Annotated in this window: 26 protein-coding genes; 16 read left to right on the forward strand and 10 right to left on the reverse strand. The window is 66.1% G+C overall.

The genetic code is table 11. From position 1 onward, the window contains the following. Positions 1 to 123: 123 nt before the first annotated feature. The 4 genes from ispZ to dapF are packed head-to-tail and all read right to left on the reverse strand — an operon-like array spanning position 124 to position 3,731. Positions 124 to 726 carry a septation protein IspZ gene (gene ispZ / locus ACFQ00_RS13965; RefSeq protein ID WP_381492024.1) on the reverse strand — a complete coding sequence of 201 codons (603 nt, stop codon included), beginning with the start codon at positions 724 to 726 and terminating at the stop codon, positions 124 to 126. After that, positions 726 to 1,691: a signal recognition particle-docking protein FtsY gene (gene ftsY / locus ACFQ00_RS13970; protein WP_381492027.1), complete on the reverse strand. Its 966-nt coding sequence runs from the start codon at positions 1,689 to 1,691 to the stop codon at positions 726 to 728. Before ftsY ends, ispZ begins: the two co-directional genes overlap by 1 nt. After that, positions 1,684 to 2,928 carry a tRNA (N(6)-L-threonylcarbamoyladenosine(37)-C(2))-methylthiotransferase MtaB gene (gene mtaB / locus ACFQ00_RS13975; RefSeq protein ID WP_381492030.1) on the reverse strand — a complete coding sequence of 415 codons (1,245 nt, stop codon included), beginning with the start codon at positions 2,926 to 2,928 and terminating at the stop codon, positions 1,684 to 1,686. Before mtaB ends, ftsY begins: the two co-directional genes overlap by 8 nt. Then, positions 2,925 to 3,731 carry a diaminopimelate epimerase gene (dapF, locus tag ACFQ00_RS13980; RefSeq protein WP_381492032.1) on the reverse strand — a complete coding sequence of 269 codons (807 nt, stop codon included), beginning with the start codon at positions 3,729 to 3,731 and terminating at the stop codon, positions 2,925 to 2,927. Before dapF ends, mtaB begins: the two co-directional genes overlap by 4 nt. A 91-nt stretch (positions 3,732 to 3,822) precedes the next feature. Between dapF and ACFQ00_RS13985 the strand changes: the two genes are divergently transcribed. Next, positions 3,823 to 4,533, forward strand: a complete 711-nt coding sequence (locus ACFQ00_RS13985) for a class I SAM-dependent methyltransferase (RefSeq protein WP_381492034.1) — start codon at positions 3,823 to 3,825, stop codon at positions 4,531 to 4,533. 34 nt (positions 4,534 to 4,567) lie between these two features. Here ACFQ00_RS13985 and ACFQ00_RS13990 read toward each other — a convergent pair whose 3' ends face one another. Then, entirely contained in the window at positions 4,568 to 5,113 is a 546-nt protein-coding gene (locus ACFQ00_RS13990; RefSeq protein WP_374596879.1) for an opacity protein, read from the reverse strand. A 334-nt stretch (positions 5,114 to 5,447) separates the two neighbouring features. On the opposite strand from ACFQ00_RS13990, the gene ffh reads away from it, so the two are divergent. The 11 genes from ffh (at position 5,448) to ACFQ00_RS14045 (ending at position 15,593) form a co-directional block, all read left to right on the forward strand. After that, entirely contained in the window at positions 5,448 to 6,881 is a 1,434-nt protein-coding gene (ffh, locus tag ACFQ00_RS13995) for a signal recognition particle protein (protein WP_381492037.1), read from the forward strand. Between the two features lie 29 nt (positions 6,882 to 6,910). Next, a complete protein-coding gene (gene rpsP / locus ACFQ00_RS14000) occupies positions 6,911 to 7,393 on the forward strand; it encodes a 30S ribosomal protein S16 (RefSeq protein WP_374596883.1) in 483 nt (160 codons plus the stop codon). Between the two features lie 3 nt (positions 7,394 to 7,396). After that, positions 7,397 to 7,870 (forward strand): ribosome maturation factor RimM, encoded by a 474-nt coding sequence (gene rimM, locus ACFQ00_RS14005; RefSeq protein ID WP_381492041.1) that lies wholly within the window; start codon positions 7,397 to 7,399, stop codon positions 7,868 to 7,870. A gap of 32 nt (positions 7,871 to 7,902) precedes the next feature. Continuing rightward, positions 7,903 to 9,420, forward strand: coding sequence for a serine hydrolase domain-containing protein (locus ACFQ00_RS14010; RefSeq protein WP_381492044.1), 1,518 nt, complete (start codon positions 7,903 to 7,905; stop codon positions 9,418 to 9,420). Next, entirely contained in the window at positions 9,417 to 10,157 is a 741-nt protein-coding gene (gene trmD / locus ACFQ00_RS14015; protein ID WP_381492047.1) for a tRNA (guanosine(37)-N1)-methyltransferase TrmD, read from the forward strand. Before ACFQ00_RS14010 ends, trmD begins: the two co-directional genes overlap by 4 nt. Before the next feature lies 1 nt (position 10,158). Then, entirely contained in the window at positions 10,159 to 10,536 is a 378-nt protein-coding gene (rplS, locus tag ACFQ00_RS14020; RefSeq protein ID WP_374596891.1) for a 50S ribosomal protein L19, read from the forward strand. Between the two features lie 135 nt (positions 10,537 to 10,671). Continuing rightward, positions 10,672 to 12,093: a 3-isopropylmalate dehydratase large subunit gene (gene leuC / locus ACFQ00_RS14025; protein WP_381492051.1), complete on the forward strand. Its 1,422-nt coding sequence runs from the start codon at positions 10,672 to 10,674 to the stop codon at positions 12,091 to 12,093. After that, positions 12,093 to 12,692, forward strand: coding sequence for a 3-isopropylmalate dehydratase small subunit (leuD, locus tag ACFQ00_RS14030; RefSeq protein WP_381492054.1), 600 nt, complete (start codon positions 12,093 to 12,095; stop codon positions 12,690 to 12,692). Before leuC ends, leuD begins: the two co-directional genes overlap by 1 nt. 33 nt (positions 12,693 to 12,725) lie before the next feature. Next, a complete protein-coding gene (gene leuB / locus ACFQ00_RS14035) occupies positions 12,726 to 13,781 on the forward strand; it encodes a 3-isopropylmalate dehydrogenase (RefSeq protein ID WP_381492056.1) in 1,056 nt (351 codons plus the stop codon). A gap of 7 nt (positions 13,782 to 13,788) precedes the next feature. Further along, a complete protein-coding gene (locus tag ACFQ00_RS14040) occupies positions 13,789 to 14,496 on the forward strand; it encodes a DUF502 domain-containing protein (protein ID WP_381492059.1) in 708 nt (235 codons plus the stop codon). 71 nt (positions 14,497 to 14,567) lie between these two features. After that, the gene (locus ACFQ00_RS14045) at positions 14,568 to 15,593 is read left to right on the forward strand and encodes an aspartate-semialdehyde dehydrogenase (RefSeq protein ID WP_381492061.1); all 1,026 of its coding nucleotides are present in this window, start codon (positions 14,568 to 14,570) and stop codon (positions 15,591 to 15,593) included. A 4-nt stretch (positions 15,594 to 15,597) separates the two neighbouring features. Here the strand turns inward: ACFQ00_RS14045 and ACFQ00_RS14050 are convergent, their stop codons facing one another. Genes ACFQ00_RS14050 through ACFQ00_RS14060 form a run of 3 tightly spaced genes read right to left on the reverse strand, consistent with a single transcriptional unit; the run spans position 15,598 to position 18,630 of the window. Further along, positions 15,598 to 17,136, reverse strand: coding sequence for a DHA2 family efflux MFS transporter permease subunit (locus tag ACFQ00_RS14050; protein WP_381492064.1), 1,539 nt, complete (start codon positions 17,134 to 17,136; stop codon positions 15,598 to 15,600). Continuing rightward, positions 17,136 to 18,194: an HlyD family secretion protein gene (locus ACFQ00_RS14055; RefSeq protein WP_381492067.1), complete on the reverse strand. Its 1,059-nt coding sequence runs from the start codon at positions 18,192 to 18,194 to the stop codon at positions 17,136 to 17,138. The genes ACFQ00_RS14050 and ACFQ00_RS14055 overlap by 1 nt, the downstream gene beginning before the upstream one ends. After that, complete coding sequence (locus ACFQ00_RS14060) at positions 18,187 to 18,630, reverse strand: MarR family winged helix-turn-helix transcriptional regulator (protein WP_381492070.1); 444 nt, start codon at positions 18,628 to 18,630, stop codon at positions 18,187 to 18,189. Before ACFQ00_RS14060 ends, ACFQ00_RS14055 begins: the two co-directional genes overlap by 8 nt. 79 nt (positions 18,631 to 18,709) lie before the next feature. Here ACFQ00_RS14060 and ACFQ00_RS14065 point away from each other — a divergent pair, with 79 nt between their 5' ends. The 4 genes from ACFQ00_RS14065 to ACFQ00_RS14080 are packed head-to-tail and all read left to right on the forward strand — an operon-like array spanning position 18,710 to position 22,398. Next, a complete protein-coding gene (locus ACFQ00_RS14065) occupies positions 18,710 to 19,360 on the forward strand; it encodes a 2-hydroxychromene-2-carboxylate isomerase (RefSeq protein ID WP_381492072.1) in 651 nt (216 codons plus the stop codon). Then, positions 19,357 to 19,800, forward strand: coding sequence for a GFA family protein (locus tag ACFQ00_RS14070; RefSeq protein ID WP_381492075.1), 444 nt, complete (start codon positions 19,357 to 19,359; stop codon positions 19,798 to 19,800). The genes ACFQ00_RS14065 and ACFQ00_RS14070 overlap by 4 nt, the downstream gene beginning before the upstream one ends. Beyond that, positions 19,778 to 20,542, forward strand: a complete 765-nt coding sequence (locus ACFQ00_RS14075) for an alpha/beta fold hydrolase (protein ID WP_381492077.1) — start codon at positions 19,778 to 19,780, stop codon at positions 20,540 to 20,542. The genes ACFQ00_RS14070 and ACFQ00_RS14075 overlap by 23 nt, the downstream gene beginning before the upstream one ends. Before the next feature lie 56 nt (positions 20,543 to 20,598). Continuing rightward, entirely contained in the window at positions 20,599 to 22,398 is a 1,800-nt protein-coding gene (locus tag ACFQ00_RS14080) for a M2 family metallopeptidase (RefSeq protein ID WP_381492080.1), read from the forward strand. 3 nt (positions 22,399 to 22,401) lie between these two features. Here the strand turns inward: ACFQ00_RS14080 and ACFQ00_RS14085 are convergent, their stop codons facing one another. Both ACFQ00_RS14085 and ACFQ00_RS14090 read right to left on the reverse strand, forming a co-directional pair. Continuing rightward, entirely contained in the window at positions 22,402 to 23,841 is a 1,440-nt protein-coding gene (locus ACFQ00_RS14085) for an AMP nucleosidase (protein WP_381492084.1), read from the reverse strand. A 6-nt stretch (positions 23,842 to 23,847) separates the two neighbouring features. After that, entirely contained in the window at positions 23,848 to 24,333 is a 486-nt protein-coding gene (locus tag ACFQ00_RS14090; protein WP_381492087.1) for a peroxiredoxin, read from the reverse strand. Between the last annotated feature and the right edge of the window lie 36 nt (positions 24,334 to 24,369).

Here is a 24,369-nt window from a genome sequence, read left to right on the forward strand (position 1 = left end):
CCCCCGTCAAAGACGTCGACCTTGCCATCTCAAAGATGGAAACCGCACGAACTAAAGTCGCCCCCAATAAATATCTCGGCATTACCGGCTGGAAACACTCGGGCGTATCTTTCCAGAAATAACCTAATCCGCGCTCCCATCCTTGCCGTGTTTCATCAGGATCGGCGCCTGAGAGGCGGCGAAGATCATCGAGATCACGAGCACGCCCCACACCTTGAAGGCGACCCACTGGTCGAAGGTCAGGTACGCGCGCAGGCCTTCGTTCAGGATCGCCATCGCGAGGAAGAAGAACGCCCAGTTGCGCGTCAGTTTCTTCCAGCCATGGTCGTCCATTTCGGGAAAGCCGCTTTCCATGACGAGCTTGAGCAGCGGGCGGCCGGTCAGGAGGCCGAAGAACAGGATCGCGGCGAACATCGCGTAGATGATCGTCGTCTTGATCTGGAAGAAGCTTTCGTCGCGCAGGTAGATCGTCATGCCGCCGAACACCGCCACAACGATGCCGGTGAACCACTGCATCGGGCCGATGCGGCCCGTCTTCACCTTGGAGACGACCATGGCGATGGCGGTGGCGATCATGAACGCCGCCGTCGCCCACACCGCCTGATTGACATCGTCGCCGGGGGCGAGGCTGTTCACCGCGAAGAACACGAGCAGCGGCCCGAAATCGAGCGCCATGCGCAGGCCCGAACCCCCGCTCTTCGAAGCCGCTGTCTTGTCTTCCGCCATTACGCGTCCTTCTTCGAACCCATGCCCGCAAGCGCGCGGGCGAACTCCGCCGGATCGAACGGGCGCAGGTCGTCGATCTGTTCCCCTACGCCAATCGCGTGAACGGGGAGTTTAGAACGGTCCGCCGCCGCGACGAGAACGCCGCCGCGTGCGGTTCCGTCCAGCTTCGTCATTACGAGCCCGGTCACACCGGCGACTTCCTTGAAAACGTCGATCTGATTGAGCGCGTTCTGCCCCGTTGTGGCGTCGAGCACGAGCACGACGTCATGCGGCGCGGATTCCATCTGGCGCTTCAGCACGCGCTTGATCTTGGCGAGTTCGTCCATCAGCCCCGCCTTGTTCTGCAGGCGTCCGGCGGTGTCGATGATCAGCACGTCCGCGCCCGCCGAGCGCGCCTTGGTCAGCGCCTCGAACGAAAGCGCCGCAGCGTCGCCGCCCACGGTGCCGGAAACGACAGGGATATTGAGCCGCCCGCCCCAGATCGAAAGCTGTTCGATGGCCGCCGCGCGGAACGTGTCTCCGGCGGCGAGCATCACCGAATAATCCTGCTCCTGAAACAGGTGCGCGAGCTTGGCGATGGTCGTGGTCTTGCCCGATCCGTTGACGCCGACGACGAGGATCACGTGCGGGCGCGGGAAGGCCGTCACCTCGATCGGATGCGCCACCTTCGCCAGCACGGCTTCCACCTCGGCGGCGACGACCGTTTTCACTTCGTCGTCGCTTACCTGCCGATCGAACTTGTCGGCGGCGAGCTTCGCGGTGATGCGCGCGGCGGTGGCGGGGCCGAGGTCGGAGGCGATCAGCGCCTCCTCGATCTCCTCCAGCATCGCGTCGTCGAGCGGTCGCTTCGAAACGAGCCCGGCGAGATTGTCGCCGAGCTTGCCGGAGGTGCGCTGAAGCCCGGCGCGGAGCCGCGCGAGCCAGCCTTTGGGTTCTGCCTGTTCTTCGCTCAAATCTTCACTCACGTGGGGTCGCTAGCAGCCTCGACGCCTCCGCGCCAGTCACGCGTGCGCGCACGATGCTGCCCGGTAGCGCGGACTGATCGAGTGCGGCGGGCGTGAAATCGGCGGCGTGGCCAGTGCGCCCGTCCTTCTCCACGAGCATGTCGATGACGTGGCCTTGTTGCGCGGCGAGGTGGGCGGCGAGCCTCTGGGCCGCCGCTTCACGCAGCCGCGCGGCGCGCGCCTTGCGCTCAGGGACGGTAAGCTGCGGCATCCGTGCGGCGGGCGTGCCGGTGCGCGCGGAGTAGGGGAAGATGTGGCCGAACACGATGTCGCAGTCGTCGATCAGGCGCAGCGAGTTCTCGAACATCGCGTCGGTCTCGGTCGGGAAGCCCGCGATGATGTCGGCGCCGATGGCGATCTCCGGGCGCTTCGTCTTCACCGCTTCCACGAAGCGCACGGCGTCGGCGCGCGTGTGGCGGCGCTTCATGCGCTTCAGGATCATGTCGTCGCCCGATTGCAGCGACAGGTGCAGGTGCGGCATCACGCGCGCCTCGCCCGTGATCGCCTCGACGAGCGCGGGGTCGGCCTCGATCGAATCGATCGAGGAGAGGCGCAGGCGGCGCAATGTCGGCACGTGGGTGAGGATGCGCTGCACGAGGCTGCCGAGCGTTGGGCTGCCCGGAAGATCGGGGCCGTAGGAGGTGAGATCGACCCCGGTCAGCACCACCTCCTGCGCGCCGCCGTCCACCAGCCTTTTGATGCGGTCGATGGCGAGGCCTGCGGGCACGCTCCGCGAATTGCCGCGCGCGTAGGGGATGATGCAGAAGGTGCAGCGGTGATCGCAGCCGTTCTGCACCTCCACGAAGGCGCGCGTGTTGGCGGAAAAGCCGTCCAGCAGGTGCGGCGCCGTTTCGCGCACCGCCATGATGTCGCCGACGCGCACGCGCTCTCCGCCCAGCAGCGTGGCGGCGTCCAGCTTCTCGGCATTGCCGACGACGCGGGAAACTTCGGGCATGGCGGCGAAGCCCGCCGCCTCCACCTGCGCCGCGCAGCCGGTGACGATCACACGCGCCTCCGGGCGTTCACGCTTCAGGCGGCGGATCGTCTGCCGCGCCTGCCGCACCGCCTCGCCGGTGACGGCGCAGCTGTTGATGACGATGGTGTCGCTGTCTCCGGCGGCGGCGAGGTGCTGCCGGATGATCTCGCCCTCGTAGATGTTGAGCCTGCAACCGAGGTTGATGACCTGATGGTCGCTCAAGCGTAGGCCTCGAGGTCGATCTCGCCGGTGAAGGCGGTGGTCGCGGGGCCGGTCATCACGATGTGGTTGTCGTCCCGCCATGCGATCGAGAGATCGCCGCCGGGCAGCGTCACCGTCACAGCGCGGCCGACGAGTCCGCGCCGCATCGCCGCGATCGCGGTGGCGCACGCCCCGGTGCCGCAGGCGCGCGTCAGGCCGACGCCGCGCTCCCACACCCGCAGGCGGATGTGTTCGCGCGAAACGATGCTTGCAGCGTTCACATTGATGCGCGCCGGGAACAGCGGGTCGTGCTCGATGATCGGCCCCAGCCGTTCGAGGTCGATCGCGTCCGTATCCGGCACGAAGAACACGACGTGCGGGTTGCCGACATTCACCGCGACCGGGTTCTCCAGCGTTTCCCAGCCGACGGGCATGTGCAGCGTGTCCATCGCGTAGGCGAGCGGGATCTCGTCCCAGCCGAAGCGCGGCGCGCCCATGTCGATGCTGGCGCCGTCCGCCGTCGCGGTGCCCTCGATGAGGCCGGCAGCCGTTTCGATCACGGCATTCGCCCCGATCACCTGCGCCACGCAGCGGGATGCGTTGCCGCACGCCTCCACCTCGCCCCCGTCAGCGTTCCAGATCCGCATCCACGCATCGGCTCGGTCGGATCGTTCGATGACGATCAGCTGATCGCAGCCGACGCCCGTATACCGGTCCGCGATGGCCCGCACCTGCTGCGCCGTCAGCGACAGCGGATCGCGACGCGCATCGAACACGACGAAGTCGTTGCCAAGGCCGTGCATCTTGAGAAACGGGCGAGTCATCGCGCCCGCATGTAAGGATTGCACACGCGCAAGTCCATGCACGTGCCCGTCGCATTGCCTGCGCGGCAGCGTTCGCGGTAGACAGGGCGCAATGAATCGCCGCGTCCTCCTGCTGTCTTCGCTCGTGCTGCTGGCGGCCTGCAAGGCGCCGCCCGCGCCACCGTCACCGCCCGGCGAGGACAGCTTTCCGTCCGTCGAGCGGCCCGTCGCCGAGATCGTCAGCGCCCAGTTTTCAGACGAGGAAAGCCGCGAGCAGGCGGGCGAGGCACGCCGCGTGATGGACCTGATGGGTATCGCGCCCGGCTCAATTGTCGCCGATATCGGTGCCGGGCGGGGCTATTACACGGTGAACCTCTCGCGCCGTGTGGGCGAAGCCGGCCGCGTCTATGCCGAGGACATTTTCGAGAACACTGTGAACGACCTGCGCGGCCGCGTGCACGCTGCGGGGTTCAGCAACGTCTCGGTGGTGCTCGGCACGCCCGGCGATCCGAAGCTGCCGCCGCAGAGCCTCGACCGCGCGCTCCTCGTGCACATGTATCACGAGATCGAGAATCCTTACGAACTGCTCTGGAACCTGCGCACCAGCCTGAAGCCTGGCGCACTCGTGGGTATCGTCGACGCCGACCGGCCGACACGGAACCACGGCACGCCGCCGTGGCTGCTGGAATGCGAGGTGCTGGCGATCGGTTTCGAGCGGCAGGCGCTGCACGAGCTGGACGGCAAGTCGTACCTTGCGATTTACGCGGCGACGAAGCCGCGTCCACGTCCGATCGACATCCAGCCCTGCCGGTCGGCGCCGTAAACGCCCGGAGGCGTCCACGGCGCCGTGAGGCTTGTTAGAAGTGGAACACGACCGCCGCAGTCGGGCGGATGCTCTGGAATACGTCGAACGTATCGACAGCAAGGCGCAGGCGCACGCCGCTCTCGCCGGTCACGCCGCCAAGGCCGATGTCCTTCGGGCCGACCTCGACGCCGAAGCCATACAACTCGTTGCGATCATCGCCGATATCGGTGTTGACCCACTGATAGCCGGCACGTCCGAAGAACATGCCGCTCTCGCCGATGCGGATGCCCAGGTGGCCAGTGACGCCATACTCCCAGTCGATGTCGTTGAAGCCCTTGGCGACGTTGCCCTCGACGCCGGTGACGAACGGCCCGAGCGGGATGTTGACGCCGGCGAAACCGGTGACAAGACCGCCCTTGGCGCTGCCCTGCGTTTGCAGCAGGCCCTTGTTGCCGGTGTCGAAATCATGCCAGCCGCCACCAATGCCGACATAGGGCTCGATGCCGAAGGCGCGGCTGCCGTCCGGCGCTTCCTGAGCGCTCGCGGCGGCAACAGGAAGGGTGGCAGCGGCGAGCGCTGCGATCAGAATGGCTTTCATGGAATTTGTCCTCTTACGCTTGGGGCTCCATGGGGCGAAACCCATGGCCCGGGGCTGAACACCTCGCCGGCCTATTGCCCGGTTGAACCGGCGACCCGGACATAACTGGCGGGTTGGGTGTCCGGTTGCATCGGCGGGGCGAAACCGGCCCGTAGTGTTGCGGGGCGGCCACATTGCGGGCCTGCTGCATTGACATCGCGTGTGCGTAGGCCTAGGGGAACCCCGCTTTTTCTTGAAAGCACGAGTACGAGACGCGTCCACGGATGCACGCCGGTCAGCGAAGATTCGCCCACCGGCGCGTTTTGCGTTGGGGCGTCCGGCATAGGGAAGTTGGATGTTCGAAAGCCTTTCAGAGCGTCTTGGCGGTGTCTTCGATCGCCTTCGCGGTCGCGGTGCGCTGACCGAGGCGGACGTGCGCGCAGCGATGCGCGAGGTTCGCGTCGCGCTTCTGGAAGCCGACGTCGCGCTCCCCGTCGCCAAGAGCTTCATCGACAAGGTCACGGAACGGGCCGTCGGCGCCGAGGTCACCCGTTCGGTCACGCCGGGCCAGCAGGTCGTCAAGATCGTGCACGACGAGCTTGCGGCGATGCTCGGTGGCGATGCCGAAGGGCTTGAGCTCGATGTGACGCCGCCCGCTGTTGTCATGATGGTCGGCCTCCAGGGCTCGGGCAAGACGACGACGACCGCGAAGATCGCGAAGCGCCTGAAGGAGAAAGACCGCAAGAAGGTCCTGATGGCGTCGCTCGACGTCAACCGCCCGGCCGCGCAGGAGCAGCTTCGCGTGCTCGGTGAGCAGACCGAGGTTGCGACGCTGCCGGTGATCGCCGGGCAGCAGCCGGTCGATATCGCCCGCCGCGCTTTGCAGGCCGCGAAGTTGCAGGGCTTTGACGTGCTGATGCTCGATACGGCGGGCCGTCTGCACGTCGATGCCGCGCTGATGGCGGAGATGCAGAGCGTCGCTGCCGTGCAGGTGCCGCAGGAAATATTGCTCGTCGTCGACTCGCTGACGGGTCAGGACGCCGTGAACGTCGCCGAGAGCTTCTCGAAGCAGGTCGATCTGACCGGTGTCGTGCTCACCCGCATGGACGGCGACGCGCGCGGCGGTGCTGCGCTTTCGATGCGGCACGTGACCGGCAAGCCGATCAAGTTTGTGGGCGTCGGCGAAAAGCTCGATGCGCTCGATGCGTTCGATCCGCAGCGCGTCGCGGGCCGCATCCTTGGCATGGGTGACGTCGTCAGCCTCGTCGAGAAGGCCGCGGCGACGATCGAGCAGGAAGACGCCGAGCGCATGGCGGCGAAGCTCGCCAAGGGTCAGTTCGACATGAACGACCTGCGCGCGCAGCTTCAGCAGATGCAGAAGATGGGCGGCATGGCGGGCCTCATTGGGATGCTTCCCGGCATGGGCAAGCTCGCCGCGCAGGCCGAGAAGGCGGGCGCCGACGACAAATTGCTCGGCCGCATGGAGGCGGTGATCCTCTCCATGACGCCGAAGGAGCGCGGCAAGCCCGAACTTTTGAACGCGAAGCGCAAAATCCGCATCGCGAACGGCGCGGGGACAACGGTGCAGGAGGTGAACAAGCTCCTGAAGATGCACCAGGAAATGTCCACGGCGATGAAGAAGATCCGGAAGATGGGCGGCATGAAGGGGCTCGCCGGTCTCATGGGGAAAATGGGCGGGGGTCTCCCCGGCCTTGGTGGTCTCGGAGGATTGGGGGGAGGCGGGATGCCGCAGCTGCCGCCCGGCTTCGACAGGTTCAACAAGCGTTAGAGTTCAGTTCAAGCAAGGAAACAAAGAAAATGGCTATTTCCATCCGTCTCGCCCGCGGCGGCGCCAAGAAGCGCCCCGTCTACCGCATCGTCGTCGCCGATTCGCGCAACCCGCGCGACGGCAAATATCTGGAGCGCCTCGGCACCTACAACCCGCTGCTGCCGAAGGATTCGGGCGAGCGCGTGAAGCTCGACACCGAGCGCGCCGCGCACTGGCTGAAGGTCGGCGCGCAGCCGTCTGACCGTGTTGCCCGCTTCCTCGATGCCGCGGGCCTCATGAAGCGCACTGCGAAGAACAACCCGAAGAAGGCCGAGCCGGGCGAGAAGGCCAAGGAGCGCGCCGAAGAGCGTGCCGCGAAGGCCGCCGAGGCGGAAGCCGCCGCGAACGCGCCGGCCGAGGAAGAAGCGCCTGCGGAAGTGGCTGCCGAAGCTCCCGCCGAGGAAGCTGTTGCTGAAGCGGCTCCGGAAGCGGTTGCCGAAGAGGCGCCGGCTACCGACGAGACGGCCGCGTAAATCATGTCCGAACGCCGCGTCACGCTTGCCGCCGTCACCGGTGCGCATGGCGTGACCGGCGAAGTGCGGCTGAAGATCTTCGCTGAAGATCTCGGCCGTTATACGCGCTTCAACGACGGCGCGCTGACGCTGAAGTCGCTGCGCATCATTCCCAAGGGTGCGATCGCGCGCTTCGCTGAGGTTGCGGATCGGAACGCTGCCGAGGCGCTGCGGGGTACTGCGCTTACCGTCCCCCGCTCGGAATTGCCGCCGCTCGAGGCGGGCGAATACTATCATTTCGATCTGATCGGCCTTCCCGCCGAAACCGATGAGGGCACCGCTCTCGGCCATGTCGTCGCGGTGGAAAACTTCGGCGCGGGAGACGTGCTGGAGATCGAGCGACCGGGCGGCAAGCGCTTCATGGTGCCTATGAACGCCGATGCCGTGCCGGCCTGGGACGATCAGCGGCTGGTGGTCAACGCGGCCTTCGTCGCATAATCCGAAGCTTCGGTCTTTTCGAAGGGGGACTCATGCGCCGTATTTCAGCTGCCGCACTCGCCGTGATGCTGGCCGTTCCTGTTTCAGGAACCGCGCGCGCCGAGGTGCCTGCCGCCACCGCGATCCCTGCGCCGCTCGCCGCCGAGATCGACGCAGCCTTCGCGGCCTATCGTGAACGTACACCGGTGCCGGGGCTCGCTTATGCTGTCGTAAAGGACGGCAAGATCGTGCACCAGGGCCTCTGGGGCGTGCAGACGATCGGCGGCAAGCGGCCGGTGACGGCGGATACGCATTTCCGCATCGCGTCGATGAGCAAGGCGTTCACCGCGCTTGCGATTCTGTCGCTGCGCGATGCGGGCAAGCTCTCGCTCGACGACCTTGCCGAAACGCACGTGCCCGAGATGAAGGGCTGGACCTACCCGACCACGGACGCGCCGCGCATCCGTGTGCGCGACCTCCTCCAGCACGTCGCCGGGTTCGTCACCGACGATCCATGGGGCGACCGCCAGCAGGTGCTGAGCGAAGCCGATTTCACGCGCATGATCGCCGCGGGCGTGCCGTGGAGCCGCACCGGGCAGATGCAGCACGAATATTCGAACTTCGGCTACGCCCTCCTTGGGCGCATCATCAAGAATGTCTCGGGGATGCCTTACCAGGCTTATATCCGGCAGACGATCCTCACGCCGCTCGGCATGACGAACACGGGCTACGAGATCGCCGACGTGCCCAAGGACCGGCTCGCTGTCGGCTACCGCTGGGAAAACGAGCAGTGGGTGGAGGAACCGTCGATGCGCGACGGTACGTTCGGTGCAATGGGCGGTCTCAACACCACCGTGAACGACTATGCGAAGTGGGTATCGTTCCTGCTTTCGGCATGGCCGCCGCGCAGTGGGGCGGAGACGGGGCCGGTGCGCCGCGCCACCGTGCGCGAGATGGCGCAGGGCCTCAATTTCGTGCGGATCATGCCGCGCCCCGGCGCACCCGCCGACGACAAGTGCCAGCACGCGGTCGCTTACGGCATGGGCCTGCGGTCTTCGCCGGACTGCGATCTCGGCCTCGCGCTCTTCCATGCCGGCGGCTATCCGGGCTACGGCAGTTTCGTCGTGCTTGCGCCGGAAACGGGGACGGCGGCGTTCGGCTTCGCGAGCCGCACCTATCAGGCACCTTCGGTGCCGGTGTGGCAGTCGCTGTGGGCGATGGCACGCGCAGGTGCGATCCGTCCGGCCGAAACGCCGGTGAGCGGCGAGGTGGCGGCGATGCACGAAGCGGCGCGCGCCGCCTATGCCGCCGGCACGCTGGCGCCGCTCGAAGGGCGGCTCGCCATGAATTTCCCGCTCGATCGGTCCGCCGAAAACTGGGCGCGAGAGTTCGCGCGGCTGAAGACGCTGACGGGCGCGTGCACGGCAGTCGAATCGCTGCGCGCCACCGGAGCCTTGTCGGCGACCTTCCGCTGGACGTGCGAGAAGGGCGCGCTCGGCGGGCAAATCCTGCTTGCACCGACGCTGCCGCCGACGCTGCAGGCACTGCGTTTCGATCTCCCGCAGCCGTGACCTTCGCCGCCATTGTCCTCACGCTCTACCCGGAGATGTTTCCGGGTCCGCTCGGGCACAGCCTTGCGGGGCGAGCGCTGGCGGAAGGCCTTTGGTCGCTGGAAACCCTGCAGATTCGCGATTTTGCAACGGACAAGCACCGCTCCGTTGACGATACGCCCGCGGGCGGCGGCGCGGGCATGGTTATGCGCGCGGACGTCCTTTCGCGCGCGGTGGATGATGTGCTGACGCGCCGCCCGGATGTCCCGCTGCTTGCCATGACGCCGCGCGGCGTGCCGCTGACGCAGCCGCGTGTCAGGGCGCTTGCGGCGGGGCCTGGCGTCTCCATCCTCTGCGGGCGCTTCGAGGGCATCGACGAGCGGTTGTTCGAGGGGCGGCCCATCGAACAGGTCTCGATCGGCGACTATGTGCTTTCGGGCGGAGAAATGGCGGCTTTGACGCTGCTTGATGCTTGCATTCGGCTCGTTCCCGGCGTAATGGGCGCCGCTTCGAGCGGAACCGAGGAAAGCTTCGAAAGCGGCCTCCTCGAATATCCGCAATATACCCGGCCCAATGATTGGGAAGGGCGCACGATCCCCGAAGTGCTGCGATCGGGGGATCATGCGCGGATCGGGGCCTGGCGTCAAAGTCGGGCGGAGACCGATACACGGCTAAGGCGGCCGGACCTATGGGAGCGCCATGGTGGCGCTCGGGTTGGTGAGCCCTCTGGCGCGCGGCGTGAGAACAAGGACGAATGAGATGAACCTCATCCAGCAGCTCGAAGCCGAGCAGATTGAAAAGCTTGCCGCCGGCAAGACCATTCCGGAATTCCGCCCGGGCGACACGCTCCGTATCGGTGTGCGCGTCGTCGAAGGCGAGCGCACACGTGTCCAGAACTTCGAGGGCGTTTGCATCGCCCGCTCGAACAAGGGCGTCAGCTCCAATTTCACCGTTCGCAAGGTGAGCTTCGGCGAGGGCGTCGAGCGCGTCTTCCCGCTCTATTCGCCGAACGTTGATTCGATTGAGGTGGTGCGCCGCGGTGCCGTCCGCCGCGCGAAGCTCTATTACCTGCGTGGCCGCAGCGGCAAGTCGGCGCGCATCGCCGAGCGCCGCGACACGCGCGACAGCGCTCAGTAAAAGCGTTTCGAGCCGTTCGAAAGGGCCGTGCCGGGCGACCGGTGCGGCCCTTGCCGTTTCGGGAATGCATAGCATTCTAATAATATGAGGGGCGCCCCGTTGCGCTCCTGCGCATCATCGCCTAATTCCGCGCGCATGACACAGACTCCGCGCACGCTTTACGAGAAGATATGGGACGCTCACGTCGTTGCCGAGCGCGACGACGGTACCGCGCTCGTCTTCATCGATCGGCACCTCATCCACGAAGTGACGACGCCGCAGGCCTTCGAAGGCCTGCGCACGGCGGGTCGCCGGCTGCGCCGCCCGGACCTGACGCTCGCCGTGCCGGATCACAACGTGCCGACGAACCACCGGTTCGAGCCGATCACCGATCCGGAAAGTGCCGCGCAGCTCGATGCGCTGCTGCGCAATACGAAGGACTTCGGCGTCGAACTCATCGAGATGAACGACGCGCGGCAGGGCATCGTCCACGTGATCGGACCGGAGCAGGGCTTCACGCTGCCGGGCACCACGGTCGTTTGCGGCGACAGCCACACGGCGACGCACGGCGCATTCGGTGCGCTCGCCTTCGGCATCGGCACGTCCGAGATCGAGCACGTGTTCGCCACGCAGACGCTGCTGCTCCGCCGCGCGAAGACCATGGAGGTCCGCGTCGAGGGCAGCCTCGGCCACGGCGTGACGCCGAAGGACGTGACGCTCGCCGTGATTGGCCACACCGGCACGGGTGGCGGCACCGGGCATGTCATCGAATATCGCGGGCCGGTGATCGAGGCGATGTCCATCGAAGGCCGTATGACCGTGTGCAACATGGCGATCGAAGGCGGCGCGCGCGCGGGTCTCATCGCGCCCGATGAGAAAACGTTTGCGTACTTCAAGGATCGCCCGCGCAGCCCGAAGGGCGCTGACTGGGAAAAGGCCGTGGCGTATTGGCGCACGCTCGCCACCGATCGCGACGCGCGCTTCGACAAGAGCATCGTGATCGACGGCACCAGGATTGCCCCACTCGTCACCTGGGGTACCAGCCCCGAGGACGTGGTGCCGATCACCGGTGTCGTGCCCGAACCGGCGAGTTTCGCCGATCCCACCAAACAGGACGCGGCGCAGAAGAGCCTCGACTACATGGGGCTCACACCCGGTACGCGGCTTGAGGATGTTGAGGTGCAGAATATCTTCATCGGGAGCTGCACCAACAGTCGCATCGAAGACCTGCGCGCGGCCGCAGCCGTCGCGAAGGGGCGCCATGTCGCGGGCCACATCAAGCAGGCGCTCGTCGTGCCGGGCTCCGGGCTGGTGAAGCGGCAGGCGGAGGCCGAGGGGCTTGACCGCATCTTCATCGAGGCGGGCTTTGACTGGCGCGAGCCGGGCTGCTCCATGTGTCTCGGTATGAACCCGGACAAGGTGCCTGCGGGCGAGCGCTGCGCCTCCACCTCCAACCGCAACTTTGTCGGAAGGCAGGGGCCGGGCGCACGCACGCACCTGATGTCGCCTGCGATGGCCGCTGCCGCTGCTGTCACCGGTCGCCTCACCGACGTGCGCCAGCTGATGGGAGCCGCCTGATGGATGCCTTCAAGACCCTGACCGGCATCGCCGTGCCGTTTGGCGCGAAGAACGTTGACACCGACGTCATCATCCCGGCGCGCTTCCTGAAGACGATCCAGCGTGCAGGCCTCGGCAAGGGCGCCTTCGCGGTGACCCGCGAGAACCCCGACAACATCTTCGATCAGCCGCGTCACAAGGGCGCGCCCGTGCTCATCGCGGGCGACAATTTCGGTTGCGGTTCGAGCCGCGAGCACGCGCCCTGGGCGCTCACCGACATGGGGTTCCGCGTCGTGATCGCGCCGTCGTTCGCCGACATCTTCTCGGGCAACGCCTTCAAGAACGGGATGCTGCTGGTGGCCCTGCCGCAGGAACAGATCGACCGCCTGATGGAGGTCGCCGAGACCGACGAGATCACGGTCGACCTCGAAAACCAGGTGGTGACGACGCCCTATCAGGACCGCTTCGCCTTCGAAATCGATCCTTTCCGCAAGCACTGCCTGCTGAACGGCCTCGACGAGATCGGCCTGACGCAGGCGATGGACAAGGATATCGCCGCGTTCGAGGCGAAACTCGCCGCCGAGCAGCCGTGGATAGCAGGCGCCGCGCAGGCCGCCTGAAACCGCGTAACACCGAAAAAAGGATCAAGCCCGATGACGAAATCCCTGCTCCTGCTTCCTGGCGACGGTATCGGCCCGGAGGTGATCGGGGAGGTGAAGCGGTTGCTTGCAGTGCTCGCGCTCGACATCGCGGTGGAAGAGGCGCTGTTCGGCGGCGCGGCCATCGATGCGACGGGGCTTCCGATCACGGACGAGACGGTCGCGCGCGCGCTTGCCTCGGACGCAGCGCTGATGGGCGCGGTCGGCGGGCCGAAGTGGGCTGGACAGGCCTATGACAAGCGGCCGGAGGCCGGGTTGCTGCGGCTGCGCTCCGAAATGGGCGTCTATGCGAACCTGCGCCCGGCGCGCTGCTTTGCGGCGCTTGCCGATGCCTCCAGCCTGAAGCGCGAGTTCGTCGAGGGGCTCGACATATTGTTCGTGCGCGAGCTTGTCGGGGGCGTCTATTTCGGCACGCCGCGGGGCATCGAAGACATTGGTGGCGGCGAGCGGCGCGGGGTCAACACGCAGGTCTATACGTCGTCCGAGATTCGCCGTGTGGCGCGGACGGCTTTCGAGCTGGCGCGGGGGCGCTCGAATCGGGTCTGTTCGGCGGAGAAGTCGAACGTGATGGAAGCGGGTCTGCTCTGGAAGGAAGAGGTGACCGCGCTGCACAAGGCCGAATACGCCGACGTGGAGCTCAGCCACATGCTTGCCGACAACATGGCGATGCAACTCGTGAAGAACCCCAAGCAGTTCGACGTGATCGTCACCGACAATCTCTTCGGCGACATCCTTTCGGACGAAGCGGCGATGCTCACCGGCTCGCTCGGTATGCTCCCCTCCGCCGCGATCGGCGAGGCGGGGAAGCCGGGGCTCTACGAGCCGATCCACGGCTCGGCGCCGGACATCGCGGGGCAGGGCCTTGCCAACCCCTGCGCGGCGATCCTCAGCTTCGCGATGGCGCTGCGATTCAGCCTTGGCGATGCTGCTGCTGCGGACCGTGTGGAAGCGGCGGTGGACAAGGCGCTGACCGGCGGCGCGCGCACGCGCGACATCGGCGGCACGCTTTCGACGCAGGAGATGGGCGCGGCGATCATCGCGGCGCTATAAGGGGCGCATGACACCCGCTGACGACCTCCCCGAACCGCCGCGTCCGGCGTGGCGCATTGTGTTCGACCGAATCGTCGCGCAGTTCCTCACGGGGCTCCTGTTCCTGCTGCCCTTCATTCTGACGCTGATGATCCTCGACTGGCTGGTACGGCAGGTCGCGGGGCTGTTCGGCGAGGAGACGCTGCTCGGCTCCGCGCTGACGAGCGGCGGCGCGTTCATCTTCGGCGACGGCACGGTCGGGTTCTGGCTGCTGCTGATCTTCGTCGTCGTCGGGATCTGGGCGATCGGCTTCGCCTTTCAGGAGCGCGCGCGGCGCAGTATCGAGCGGCGGCTTGATGCGATCATCGGGCGCATTCCCGTGCTGCGCGATGTCTACCGCCCGATCTCCAAGCTGATCCGCATGATCGGTACCAAGAGCGAGAGCGATCTCGTCGCGATGCGCGTCGTCGCCTGTCGCTTCGGTGAAGGCGGAACGGATGTGCTGGCGCTGCTGGCCTCGCCCGAGCCGCTGATGGTGGGCGGCGAGCCGCGCATGATGATCTATATCCCCACCGCACCGCTGCCGATGACCGGGGGACTGATCCTCGTGCCGCCCGCGTCGGTGATCGAGGTGACGGGCGTCAGCGTCGATGAGCTGTTCAAATACTACATCTCGCTCGGCATGTTGCCGCCCGAAGGGCTGCGCGCCAAACCGCCGACCCTGCCCGCCGCCTGACAAATCGGCCTTGCCAGCGCGGACGCGGCGGCGCAGAACGCCGCGCGTCGGTTTCAGGCAGGATGTGCAAGATGGGTTACAGGGTTGCCGTTGTGGGCGCGACCGGGAATGTCGGCCGCGAAATGCTGAACATCCTCGCCGAGCGCGAATTTCCGATCGACGAGATCGCCGCGCTCGCGAGCGCGCGCTCCACGGGCGACATGATCCCCTTCGGCGAGACGGAGCGGGAGCTGAAGGTCCGCAACGTCGAGCATTTCGACTTCACGGGCTGGGACATCGCGCTGTTCGCGGCGGGTTCCGGGCCGACGAAAATCTACGCTCCGAAGGCGGCTGCGGCAGGCTGCATCGTCATCGACAATTCGTCGCTTTACCGCATGGAGCCGGACGTGCCGCTCATCGTGCCGGAGGTGAACCCGGACGCGATCGACGGTTATACGAAGCGCAATATCATCGCGAACCCGAACTGCTCGACCGCGCAGATGGTCGTCGCGCTGAAGCCGCTGCACGACCTTGCGACGATCAAGCGTGTCGTCGTTTCCACCTACCAGTCGGTATCGGGCGCGGGCAAGGAAGGCATGGACGAGCTTTTCGAGCAGACCCGCGCGATCTTCGTGGGCGACCCCAAGGAAACCCGCAAGTTCACCAAGCAGATCGCTTTCAACGTCATTCCGCACATCGACGTGTTCCTTGAGGACGGCTCCACCAAGGAAGAGTGGAAGATGGTCGCGGAGACGCACAAGATCCTCGATCCCGATATCGGCGTGACGGCGACCTGTGTGCGCGTGCCGGTGTTCGTCGGCCATTCGGAAGCGATCAACATCGAATTCGAGAACCCGATTTCGGTGGAAGCCGCGCAGGAAACGCTGCGTACGGCACCGGGTATCATGCTCATCGACAAGCGCGAGGACGGCGGCTACGTGACGCCGATCGAATGTGTCGGCGAATATGCGACCTACGTGAGCCGTGTCCGCAAGGATTCGACCGTCGCGAATGGCCTCAGCCTCTGGTGCGTGAGCGACAACCTCCGCAAGGGCGCGGCGCTGAATGCCGTGCAGATCGCCGAACTGCTCGGCCGGCGGCACCTCAAGAAGGCGTAACGCTTCAGCGCCCCGTACCGGGCGTCGGTTGCGGCCGTTTCAAGAGCAGCACCAGCGGGATCGAGAGCAGCGTCACGATCATCAGCAGGTAGAAATCGTTGATGTAGCCGATCATCGTCGCCTGCCGGGTGATCTCCGCGTCGATCATCGAATACAGGCCCGCGCCCGCGCCGCCCGCACCTTCGATCATGCGCAGGTCAAGCGGCGCAAGTGATGTGTCGGTGATGTTGCCCACCATGAGTTCGTGGCTCGTCTGCACGGTGCGTGCGAGCTGCGCCGTGACGATCGAAATGCCGACGGAGGCGCCGAGGTTGCGCATCAGGTAAAGCAGGCTCGCCGCGTCCGTGCGGTAACGCGGCGGCAGCGTTGCGAACGCCGCGAGGTTGATCGACGAGAAGATGAAGCCGAGGCCGAGGCCCTGCAGCAGGCCGCTCCAGATCACGGGATGCCAGTCCATATCGAGCGACCAGTGCGTCATCCACCACAGCGAGGTTGCGGCAAGCGCCATGCCGCCTCCGATCATCACACGTGGATCGACGCGCCCCGCGAGCTGGCCGGCGATCGCCATGCTGATGAGGACGCCGATCCCGCGCGGGGCCAGCATGAGTCCCGTGTCGAGCACGGGATAACCATAGATCGCCTGCAGCATCGGCGGCAGCAGCGCCATCGTTGCCATCATGATCACGCCGATATTGATCATGAAGATGAGGCCGATCAGGAGGTTGCGATTGGTCAGCATCTCGCGCTCGAACATCGGCCGTCGTCCCATTGCCATGTGGACGAGGAACAGCCAGATGCCGACGATCGCGACTCCAAGCTCGATGCGGATTTCCCAGGATTGCAGCCAGTCTTCCTGCTGGCCGCGGTCGAGCATCAGTTGCAGAGCGGCAAGGCCGATGGCGAGCATCGAGAAACCGAACAGGTCGAAAGCGCGGCGACGCACCGGGCGCGAGGGAAGCAGCGCGATCAGGATCGCGAGCGTGGCGACGCCGATCGGTACATTGATGTAAAAAATCCAGCGCCAGTTGTAGTTCTCGGTGAGCCAGCCGCCGAGGATGGGCCCCATGATCGGCCCCACCATGATGCCCATGCCCCACAGCGCCATGGCCTTCGCGTGTTGCTCGCGTGGCGTGATATCGAGCATCACGGTTTGCGACAGCGGCCCCACGAACGCCGCGGATGCGCCCTGGAGCACGCGAAACAGGACCATCTCGGGGAGGTTCACTGCGATGCCGCAGAGCATCGAGGTGATGATGAACCCTGCCACGGAGACGATGAACAGTTTGCGCGATCCGAACCGGTCGGAGAGCCAGCCGGTGAGCGGCATTGCGATGGCGGTAGCGAGGATGTAGCTCGTCAGCACCCACGACACGCTGTCGAAGGTTGCGCCGAGCGAGGCCTGCATGTGGGGGAGCGCGACGTTGGCGATCGTCGAATCGAGCACCTGCATGATCATCGCCATCATGATGCCGATGATGAGAAGCGGTCTGTTGTGAACCGCGACGACCGGCTGGCCGTGCGCGCCTGCGGCGCTGGCGGACATCAGCGTGCGTCGGTGTCGCGCACGTCGACGCTCGCCTCGGCGCTGAGGCCGGCGATCAGCGGGCGGTCGCTTTTCGAATCGATCGCGATGCGCACGGGCACGCGCTGCGTCACCTTCACCCAGTTGCCGTTGGCGTTCTGCGCCGGGAGCAGCGCGAATTCGCTGCCCGTGCCCGCGCCGATGCTTTCGACATGGCCGCTGAGCGCCCTGCCGTAGGCATCGATCGTGACCGTCGCCTTCTGGCCGGGGTGCATCTTGCGAAGCTGCGTTTCCTTGAAGTTCGCCTCGACCCACGAATGGCCGTCGGCAACGAGACTCAGCGTGGGAAGCCCGGCCGGAAGCATCGCGCCGACCTGCAGCCGCTCGGTCTGGCTGATGATGCCGCTGGCGGGCGCGCGGATTTCCGTGCGCGAGAGGTTGAGCATTGCTTCCTCGCGCGCGGCGAGCGCGGCCTCGACCGCTGCGGGCCGGCTGGAGGCCGCGGCACCGCTGCCGAGCGCAACGCGCGCCTTGCGTGCCTCGGAGGTGGCGGTGTTCATCTGCTCGCGCGCCTTGGCGAGCGCGAGCTGCGCTGCCTGATAGCGGGCGCGGGTGGTGAAGCCGCGGTCGAGGAGCTCGGCCTGCCGATCGAACTCGGCCTTCGCGAAGGCGATCTCGTCGCGTGCGGCGGCGATGTCGACGTCGGCGACCGTCACTTCGGCGCCGAGTTCGTCGATCTCGACGTTCGCCTTGGCGAGTGCGGCTTCCGCCTGCCTGAGCGCGATGCGGAAGGGCTCGGGATCGATGCGGAACAGGAGCTGGCCTTCCTGCACGCGCATGTTTTCGCGCACCGTCACTTCGACGACGCGGCCGCTCACCTCGGGGGCGATCGAAACCTTGTCCTGCCGGACATAGGCGTTGTCCGTCGATTCATGCGCCTGCCCGGCGATGTAGAGCCACGTGCCGCCTACGATCAGCAGCAGCGGCACGGACAGCATCAGCAGCGGGCGCAGCCACGCGGGGAAACGGCGGCGCGACAGTGCCGTGTCGTCGTTCACTTCGAAGCCGAGGTCAGCCATTGACGGCCTCCTGTTCGACGCGCCGCGAGAGATTTGCGCACACGCGTTCCAGATAACCCACGAACGCTGCGCGTTCTTCTGCGGTGAAGCCTTCCAGCGTATCCTCGATCATGCGGTCGGAAATCGGCAGCAGTTCCTTGATGATCGCGTGGGATCGGGGGGTGAGGAACAGTCGCCACGCGCGCCGGTCCTGCGGATCGGCGTGGCGTTCGACGAAGCCGGCGTCCTGAAGCCGGTCGACCATGCGGCCGACGGTGATCGCCTCCACCTCAAGCCGTTCCGCAAGCTCTCCCTGGTTGATGCCTTCGCGGCGCTTCAGGATGGTGAGAACACGCCATTGCGGGCGGGTGATGCCCATCGGGCGCACGCGCGCGTCGAATTCGCGCCGCAGCAAACGGGCGCTGTCTGCAAGCAGAAAACCGAGTGATTCGCTCATGAGCGTACATATAGTAAGCATAGTTACTATGTGCAATGGCAGGGTGGCGTGCGCGGGCAAGCGGTGTAATTTGTCGCCCATGCCGACACTTTCCGCCGACGTCTTCTGGTCGTTCCGCTCGCCCTATTCGTATCTCGCGGCGCGGCGCTATCGCGCGCTGACGCAGGAATACGATCTTCGGATCAACCTCCGGCCCGTCTATCCGCTCGCGATCCGCCAGCCGGGCTTCTTCGAGACGAACCACCCGAACTGGCTTGGCTACACGATGCGCGATTTCGTGCGCGTGGCGCAGTATCTGGAGATACCTGTGGCGCCGCCGCGGCCCGATCCTATCGTGCAGAACATGTTCACGCGTGAGATTGCCGCCGAGCAGCCCTATATCTTTCGCCTGACGCGGCTCGGACAGGCCGCCGCACGGCGAGGCGCAAGCCTGGCGTTCGCGGATGAAGCTTCCCGGCTTATCTGGGGTGGCACGGAGAACTGGCACGAAGGCGATCATCTTGCCGGGGCGGCAGCGCGCGCCGGGCTCGATTTCGCGGAGATCGAGGCTGAAGCCGCAGCCGATGCGGAGGCGCTCGACGCTGAGATCGCCGCGAACCAGCAGGCGCTGGAAAAGGCCGGGCACTGGGGCGTGCCGACGCTGGTGTTCGACGGCGAGCCGTTTTTCGGGCAGGATCGCATCGACATTGCCGTCTGGCGCATGAAGCAGGCGGGATTGGAGGCGCGATGACAAAGGTGACTGGCGGCTGCCATTGCGGCCGCGTCCGCTACGAGGCGGAGATCGAGAACTACGAGGCCTATCTCTGCCATTGCCGCTACTGCCAGCGTGCGACGGGCGGCGTCTCGATCGCGTTCAAGAACCTGCCCAAGGCGGCGGTGCATTGGAATCGGGAGCCGGACTGGTACGCCTCCTCGCCGATCGCGAAGCGGCCGTTCTGCTCCGCCTGCGGCACCCCACTCGGCTTCGCGTTCCCGGACAGCGACCACATGGACCTCACCGTCGGCACGTTCGACGACCCCGCGCCGTTTTTCCCGACCTCCAATTTCGGCATCGAGAGCCGCCATGACGCATGGAGCGACACGTCCGCTCTTCCCGGCCAGCGCTGTGATGAGTACGAGGCGCTGAACAAACGTTGGAAGGAAGCGGGTGTCTCTCCAGACGCGGGATAGGGATTTCGAATCGTTCGATGGCGTCCGCATCGCGTGGACGGAGGCAGGGCCGGAAGACGGGCGTCCGCTCGTGCTGCTCCACGGCCTGTTTTCGAACGCTCACGTTAATTGGCTGAAGTTCGGAACGGCGGCCCGCATCGCCGAAACCGGCCTGCGCCTGATCATGCCGGATTTCCGTGCACACGGGAAAAGTGCGGCGCCCACGGACGCTGCCGCCTATCCGCCGGACGTGCTCGCAAGCGACGTGCTTGCGCTCATCGATCATCTCGGCCTCACCGACTATGATCTCGGTGGCTATTCGCTCGGCGGGCGGCAGACGCTGCGCGCAGTGGTCCGCGGGGCGACGCCGCGTCGTATCGCCGTTATCGGCATGGGGCTCGGCGCGGTCGTGAATGTTGCGCCCAGCACGAACTGGTTCATCGATACGGTGCGCAATGCCGATACCCACGCCCGCGGCAGCGAGGCCTATTTCGCGATCCAGTTCATGCGCACCAACAAGGTCGATCCGGAAGCCGCGATCCACCTTCTGAACGCACAGGTCGACTCGGCGCTTGCCGATGTCGAGGCGATCACGCTGCCTGCGCTCGTCCTGTGCGGCGCGGAGGATCACTACAATGCCGAGGCGCACGCGCTGTCTGAAGCGCTGCCGAACGCGACGTGGTGCGAAATTCCCGGCACGCACATGTCGAGCGTTACGCGCCCCGAACTCGGCTCGTCGCTCGCGGACGTCTTCGCTGCTTGACCCCCGGATGGGCTGTTCTACCCTGATGCCATAACGGTTCAGGGGAGATTTCGACCATGAAAAGCCTGACTTCCGCGCTCGCACTTGCCGCCATGCTGCTCGCGACTGGCGCGTCGCCCGCGCCGACAGCGGCCGAGGCTGACGCCTTCGTCGCAAAGGCGGAAAAGGATCTGGAGGAGCTGGGCATCTTCGCGGCGCGCGCCGCGTGGGTGAATGCGACCTACATTACCGACGACACTGATATCCTCGCTGCGCGAACGGGCGCCGCTTACACGGAAGCTGCCGTGCGCTACGCGTCGGAAGCCGCGAAATATGCGCCGCTGCCGGGCCTCTCTTACGACACAAAGCGCAAGCTTGACATGTTGCGGCAGGGCCTTGTCGCGCCCGCGCCGAATACGCCGGGCGCGGCGGACACGCTATCCACGCTGCTCACCGGGCTGCAATCCACGTACGGCAAGGGCAAGGGCACCTACAAAGGCGAGGCGAAGAGCGGCAACGACCTCGAAGAACTGATGGGCACCGAGCGCGATCCCGAGGTGTTGAAGGAGATGTGGATTTCCTGGCACAAGATCGGCGTGCCGATGCGGAATGATTATACGCAGTTCGTCTCCATCTCGAACGCGGGCTCGAAGGAACTCGGCTATGTCGACACCGGCGCACAGTGGCGCGCGGGCTACGACATGGACCCGGACGCGTTCGCGAAGCTCACCGACGACACGTGGAAGCAGGTGAAGCCGCTCTACGATCAGCTGCACTGCTACACGCGCACGAAGCTCAACGAGAAATACGGCGATGCCGTGCAGCCGAAGACCGGCCCGATCCGTGCCGACCTGCTCGGCAACATGTGGGCGCAGGAATGGGGCAATATCTACGACGTCGTCGCGCCGAAGGGCGCGGGCGATGTCGGCTACGATCTCACCGAATTGCTTGCCGCCAAGGGCTATACGCCGGAGCAGATCGTGAAGACGGGCGAGGCGTTCTTCTCGTCTGTCGGCTTCGCGCCGCTGCCGCAGAGCTTCTGGCAGCGCTCGATGATCACAGCGCCGCGCGACCGCGAGGTGGTGTGTCATGCGAGCGCGTGGGACGTCGACAACAAGGACGATATCCGCATCAAGATGTGCACCAAGGTGAACGGCGACGACTTTGTCACCGTCCATCACGAGCTTGGGCACAACTACTACCAGCGCGCCTATAACCAGCAGTCGTATCTCTACATGAACAGCGCCAACGACGGCTTCCACGAAGCGGTCGGCGATTTCATCGCGCTTTCCGTGACGCCGGATTACCTCGTGAAGATCGGGCTTCTCGACCCGAAGGCGGTGCCGAGCGCGGACAAGGACATCGGGCTGCTTTTGAAGCAAGCGATGGACAAGGTGGCGTTCCTCCCCTTCGGGCTTCTCATCGACAAATGGCGCTGGGGCGTGTTCTCGGGACAGATCACACCCAACACCTACAACGCGGCGTGGAACGACCTTCGCCTCCAGTATCAGGGCATCGTGCCGCCGGTGCCGCGCAGCGAGGCGGATTTCGATCCCGGAGCGAAGTATCACATCCCCGGCAATACGCCCTACACGCGCTATTTCCTCGCGCGGCTGCTGCAATTCCAGTTCCATCAGGCGGCGTGCAAACAGGCGGGCTGGAAGGGGCCGCTGCATCGCTGCTCGATCTATGGCGACAAGAAGGTGGGCGAGAAGCTGAACGCCATGCTGGCGATGGGCGCTTCGAAGCCGTGGCCGGATGCGCTACAGGCGTTTACGGGTTCGCGGCAGATGGATGGCAAGGCGATGATCGCCTATTTCCAGCCGCTGATGACGTGGCTTCAGCGACAGAACAAGGGCAAGACCTGCGGCTGGTAGCCGCTACCGGAACGCCGGTTCGTCGAAGGCCCGGAGTTTGCGGCTGTGCAGCCGCGAACCGGCGGCGCGGAGCAGGTCGCAAGTGGCGATGCCGATGCGGATGTGCTCGCGGATGGCGCGTTCGTAAAAGCGGTTCGCCTGCCCCGGCAGCTTGAGTTCGCCGTGCAGTGGCTTGTCTGAGACGCAGAGCAGCGTGCCGTAGGGGACGCGGAAGCGGTATCCCTGCGCGGCGATCGTTGCCGATTCCATGTCGATCGCGACGGCGCGCGACTGCGAGAAGCGCAGCGCCGAGAGCGAGTAGCGCAGTTCCCAGTTGCGGTCGTCGGTGGTGACGACGGTGCCGGTGCGCAGGCGCCTTTTCAGCGCATCGGCGCTCTCGCCGGTCACATCCAGCGCAGCCTGCTGCAGCGCCTGCTGTACCTCGGCGATGGCGGGTATGGGAATCTCCGGCGGCAGCACGTCGTCGAGCACGTGATCGTCGCGTAGATATGCGTGGGCGAGCACGTAGTCGCCGATCGTCTGCGTGGGGCGAAGGCCGCCGCAGTGGCCGATCATCAGCCACGCCTCCGGTCGCAGCACGGCGAGATGGTCGGTGATCGTCTTGGCGTTCGAGGGGCCGACGCCGATGTTGACGAGGCTGATGCCGGTGCCGTCCTCGCTCATCAAATGCCACGCGGGCATCTGGTGGCGCCGCCATGCCGCGTCGGAAGCCATACGCTCAGGGTCGGCGTCGCCCGCGGTCATCACCACGCCGCCAGCGCCCGAGAGCGCGATGTAGCGGCCGCCGGGCGTCAGCTGCTCGCAGGCCCAGCGCACGAACTCGTCGACGTAGCGGTGGTAGTTGGTGAACAGCACGTAGCGCTGCACGTGCTCGGGCGGCGTGCCGGTATAGTGGCGCAGGCGCGCGAGGCTGAAATCGGTGCGCAGCGCGTCGAACAGCGCGAGCGGCCGCGCCGGGCTGAGCGCCGGGTTCCAGAGGCCGTCCGCGACCTCGTCCCCGATAAAGGCAAGTTCGGTTGCCGGGAACCAGCGCGCCAGCTCTTCCGCCGTCACCTCGCCGAGATCGACGCCGCCGGCATCGAGCACGTAGGGGAAGGGAATTTCCTGGCGGCCGGGCGCGGCCTCGAACGTCACGCCGTAGTCGCGGACGAGAAGATTGATCTGTTCGGCGAGATAGTCGCGGAACAGCGCGGGCCGCGTGATGCTGGTGGCGTAGGTGCCCGGTGCGGTGAGCCGCCCCCAGGCGTGAGAGGCGGGCCGCGCCGCGCGCTCGCCGCCATAAGTCAGGCGAAGCTCGGGGTATGCAAAGGCACCCGCCTCGCGCGCTGCCGCGTCGGGGCGGGTGCCGTCTGCGATATAGGCTTGCAGGGCAGTTCGCAGCCGTTCGCGGGACGCCTCGTAGAGGCGATCGAGTTCCGCGACGACGGCTGCGGCGTCCTGCATATTGGCTTAGGCCAGCTGGCCCAGCAGATGCTCGGCGCTGGAGACGCGGAAGGCGCCCGGCTCTTCGATGTTGAGTTCGCTGACGACGCCGTCCTTCACGAGCACCGAGAAGCGCTGGCCGCGCTTGCCCATGCCGAACTTGGAAGCGTCCATGGTGAGGCCGAGCGCTTCCGAGAAGCTGCCGTTGCCGTCGGCGAGCATCGTCACCTTGCTGTCGGCGCCGGCGCTCTTGCCCCACGCGCCCATCACGAAGGCGTCGTTCACGGCGATGCAGGCGATCTCGTCGACGCCCTTCGCCTTCAGCTCTTCGGCATGGTCGATGAAGCCCGGCAGGTGCTTCGCCGAGCAGGTCGGGGTGAACGCGCCGGGGACCGAGAAGAGCGCGACGGTGCGGCCTGCGAAAAACTCGTCGGTGTGGACGGGCGCGGGGCCGCTGTCCGTCATCGTCATCAGCGTTGCGCTCGGGACCTTGTCGCCTACCGAAATCGTCATGACACTTGCTCCTTGGACGGGGGAATCTGGACGCGC

This window comes from Sphingosinicella xenopeptidilytica, assembly GCF_042676985.1.
Lineage (GTDB): Bacteria > Pseudomonadota > Alphaproteobacteria > Sphingomonadales > Sphingomonadaceae > Sphingosinicella > Sphingosinicella xenopeptidilytica.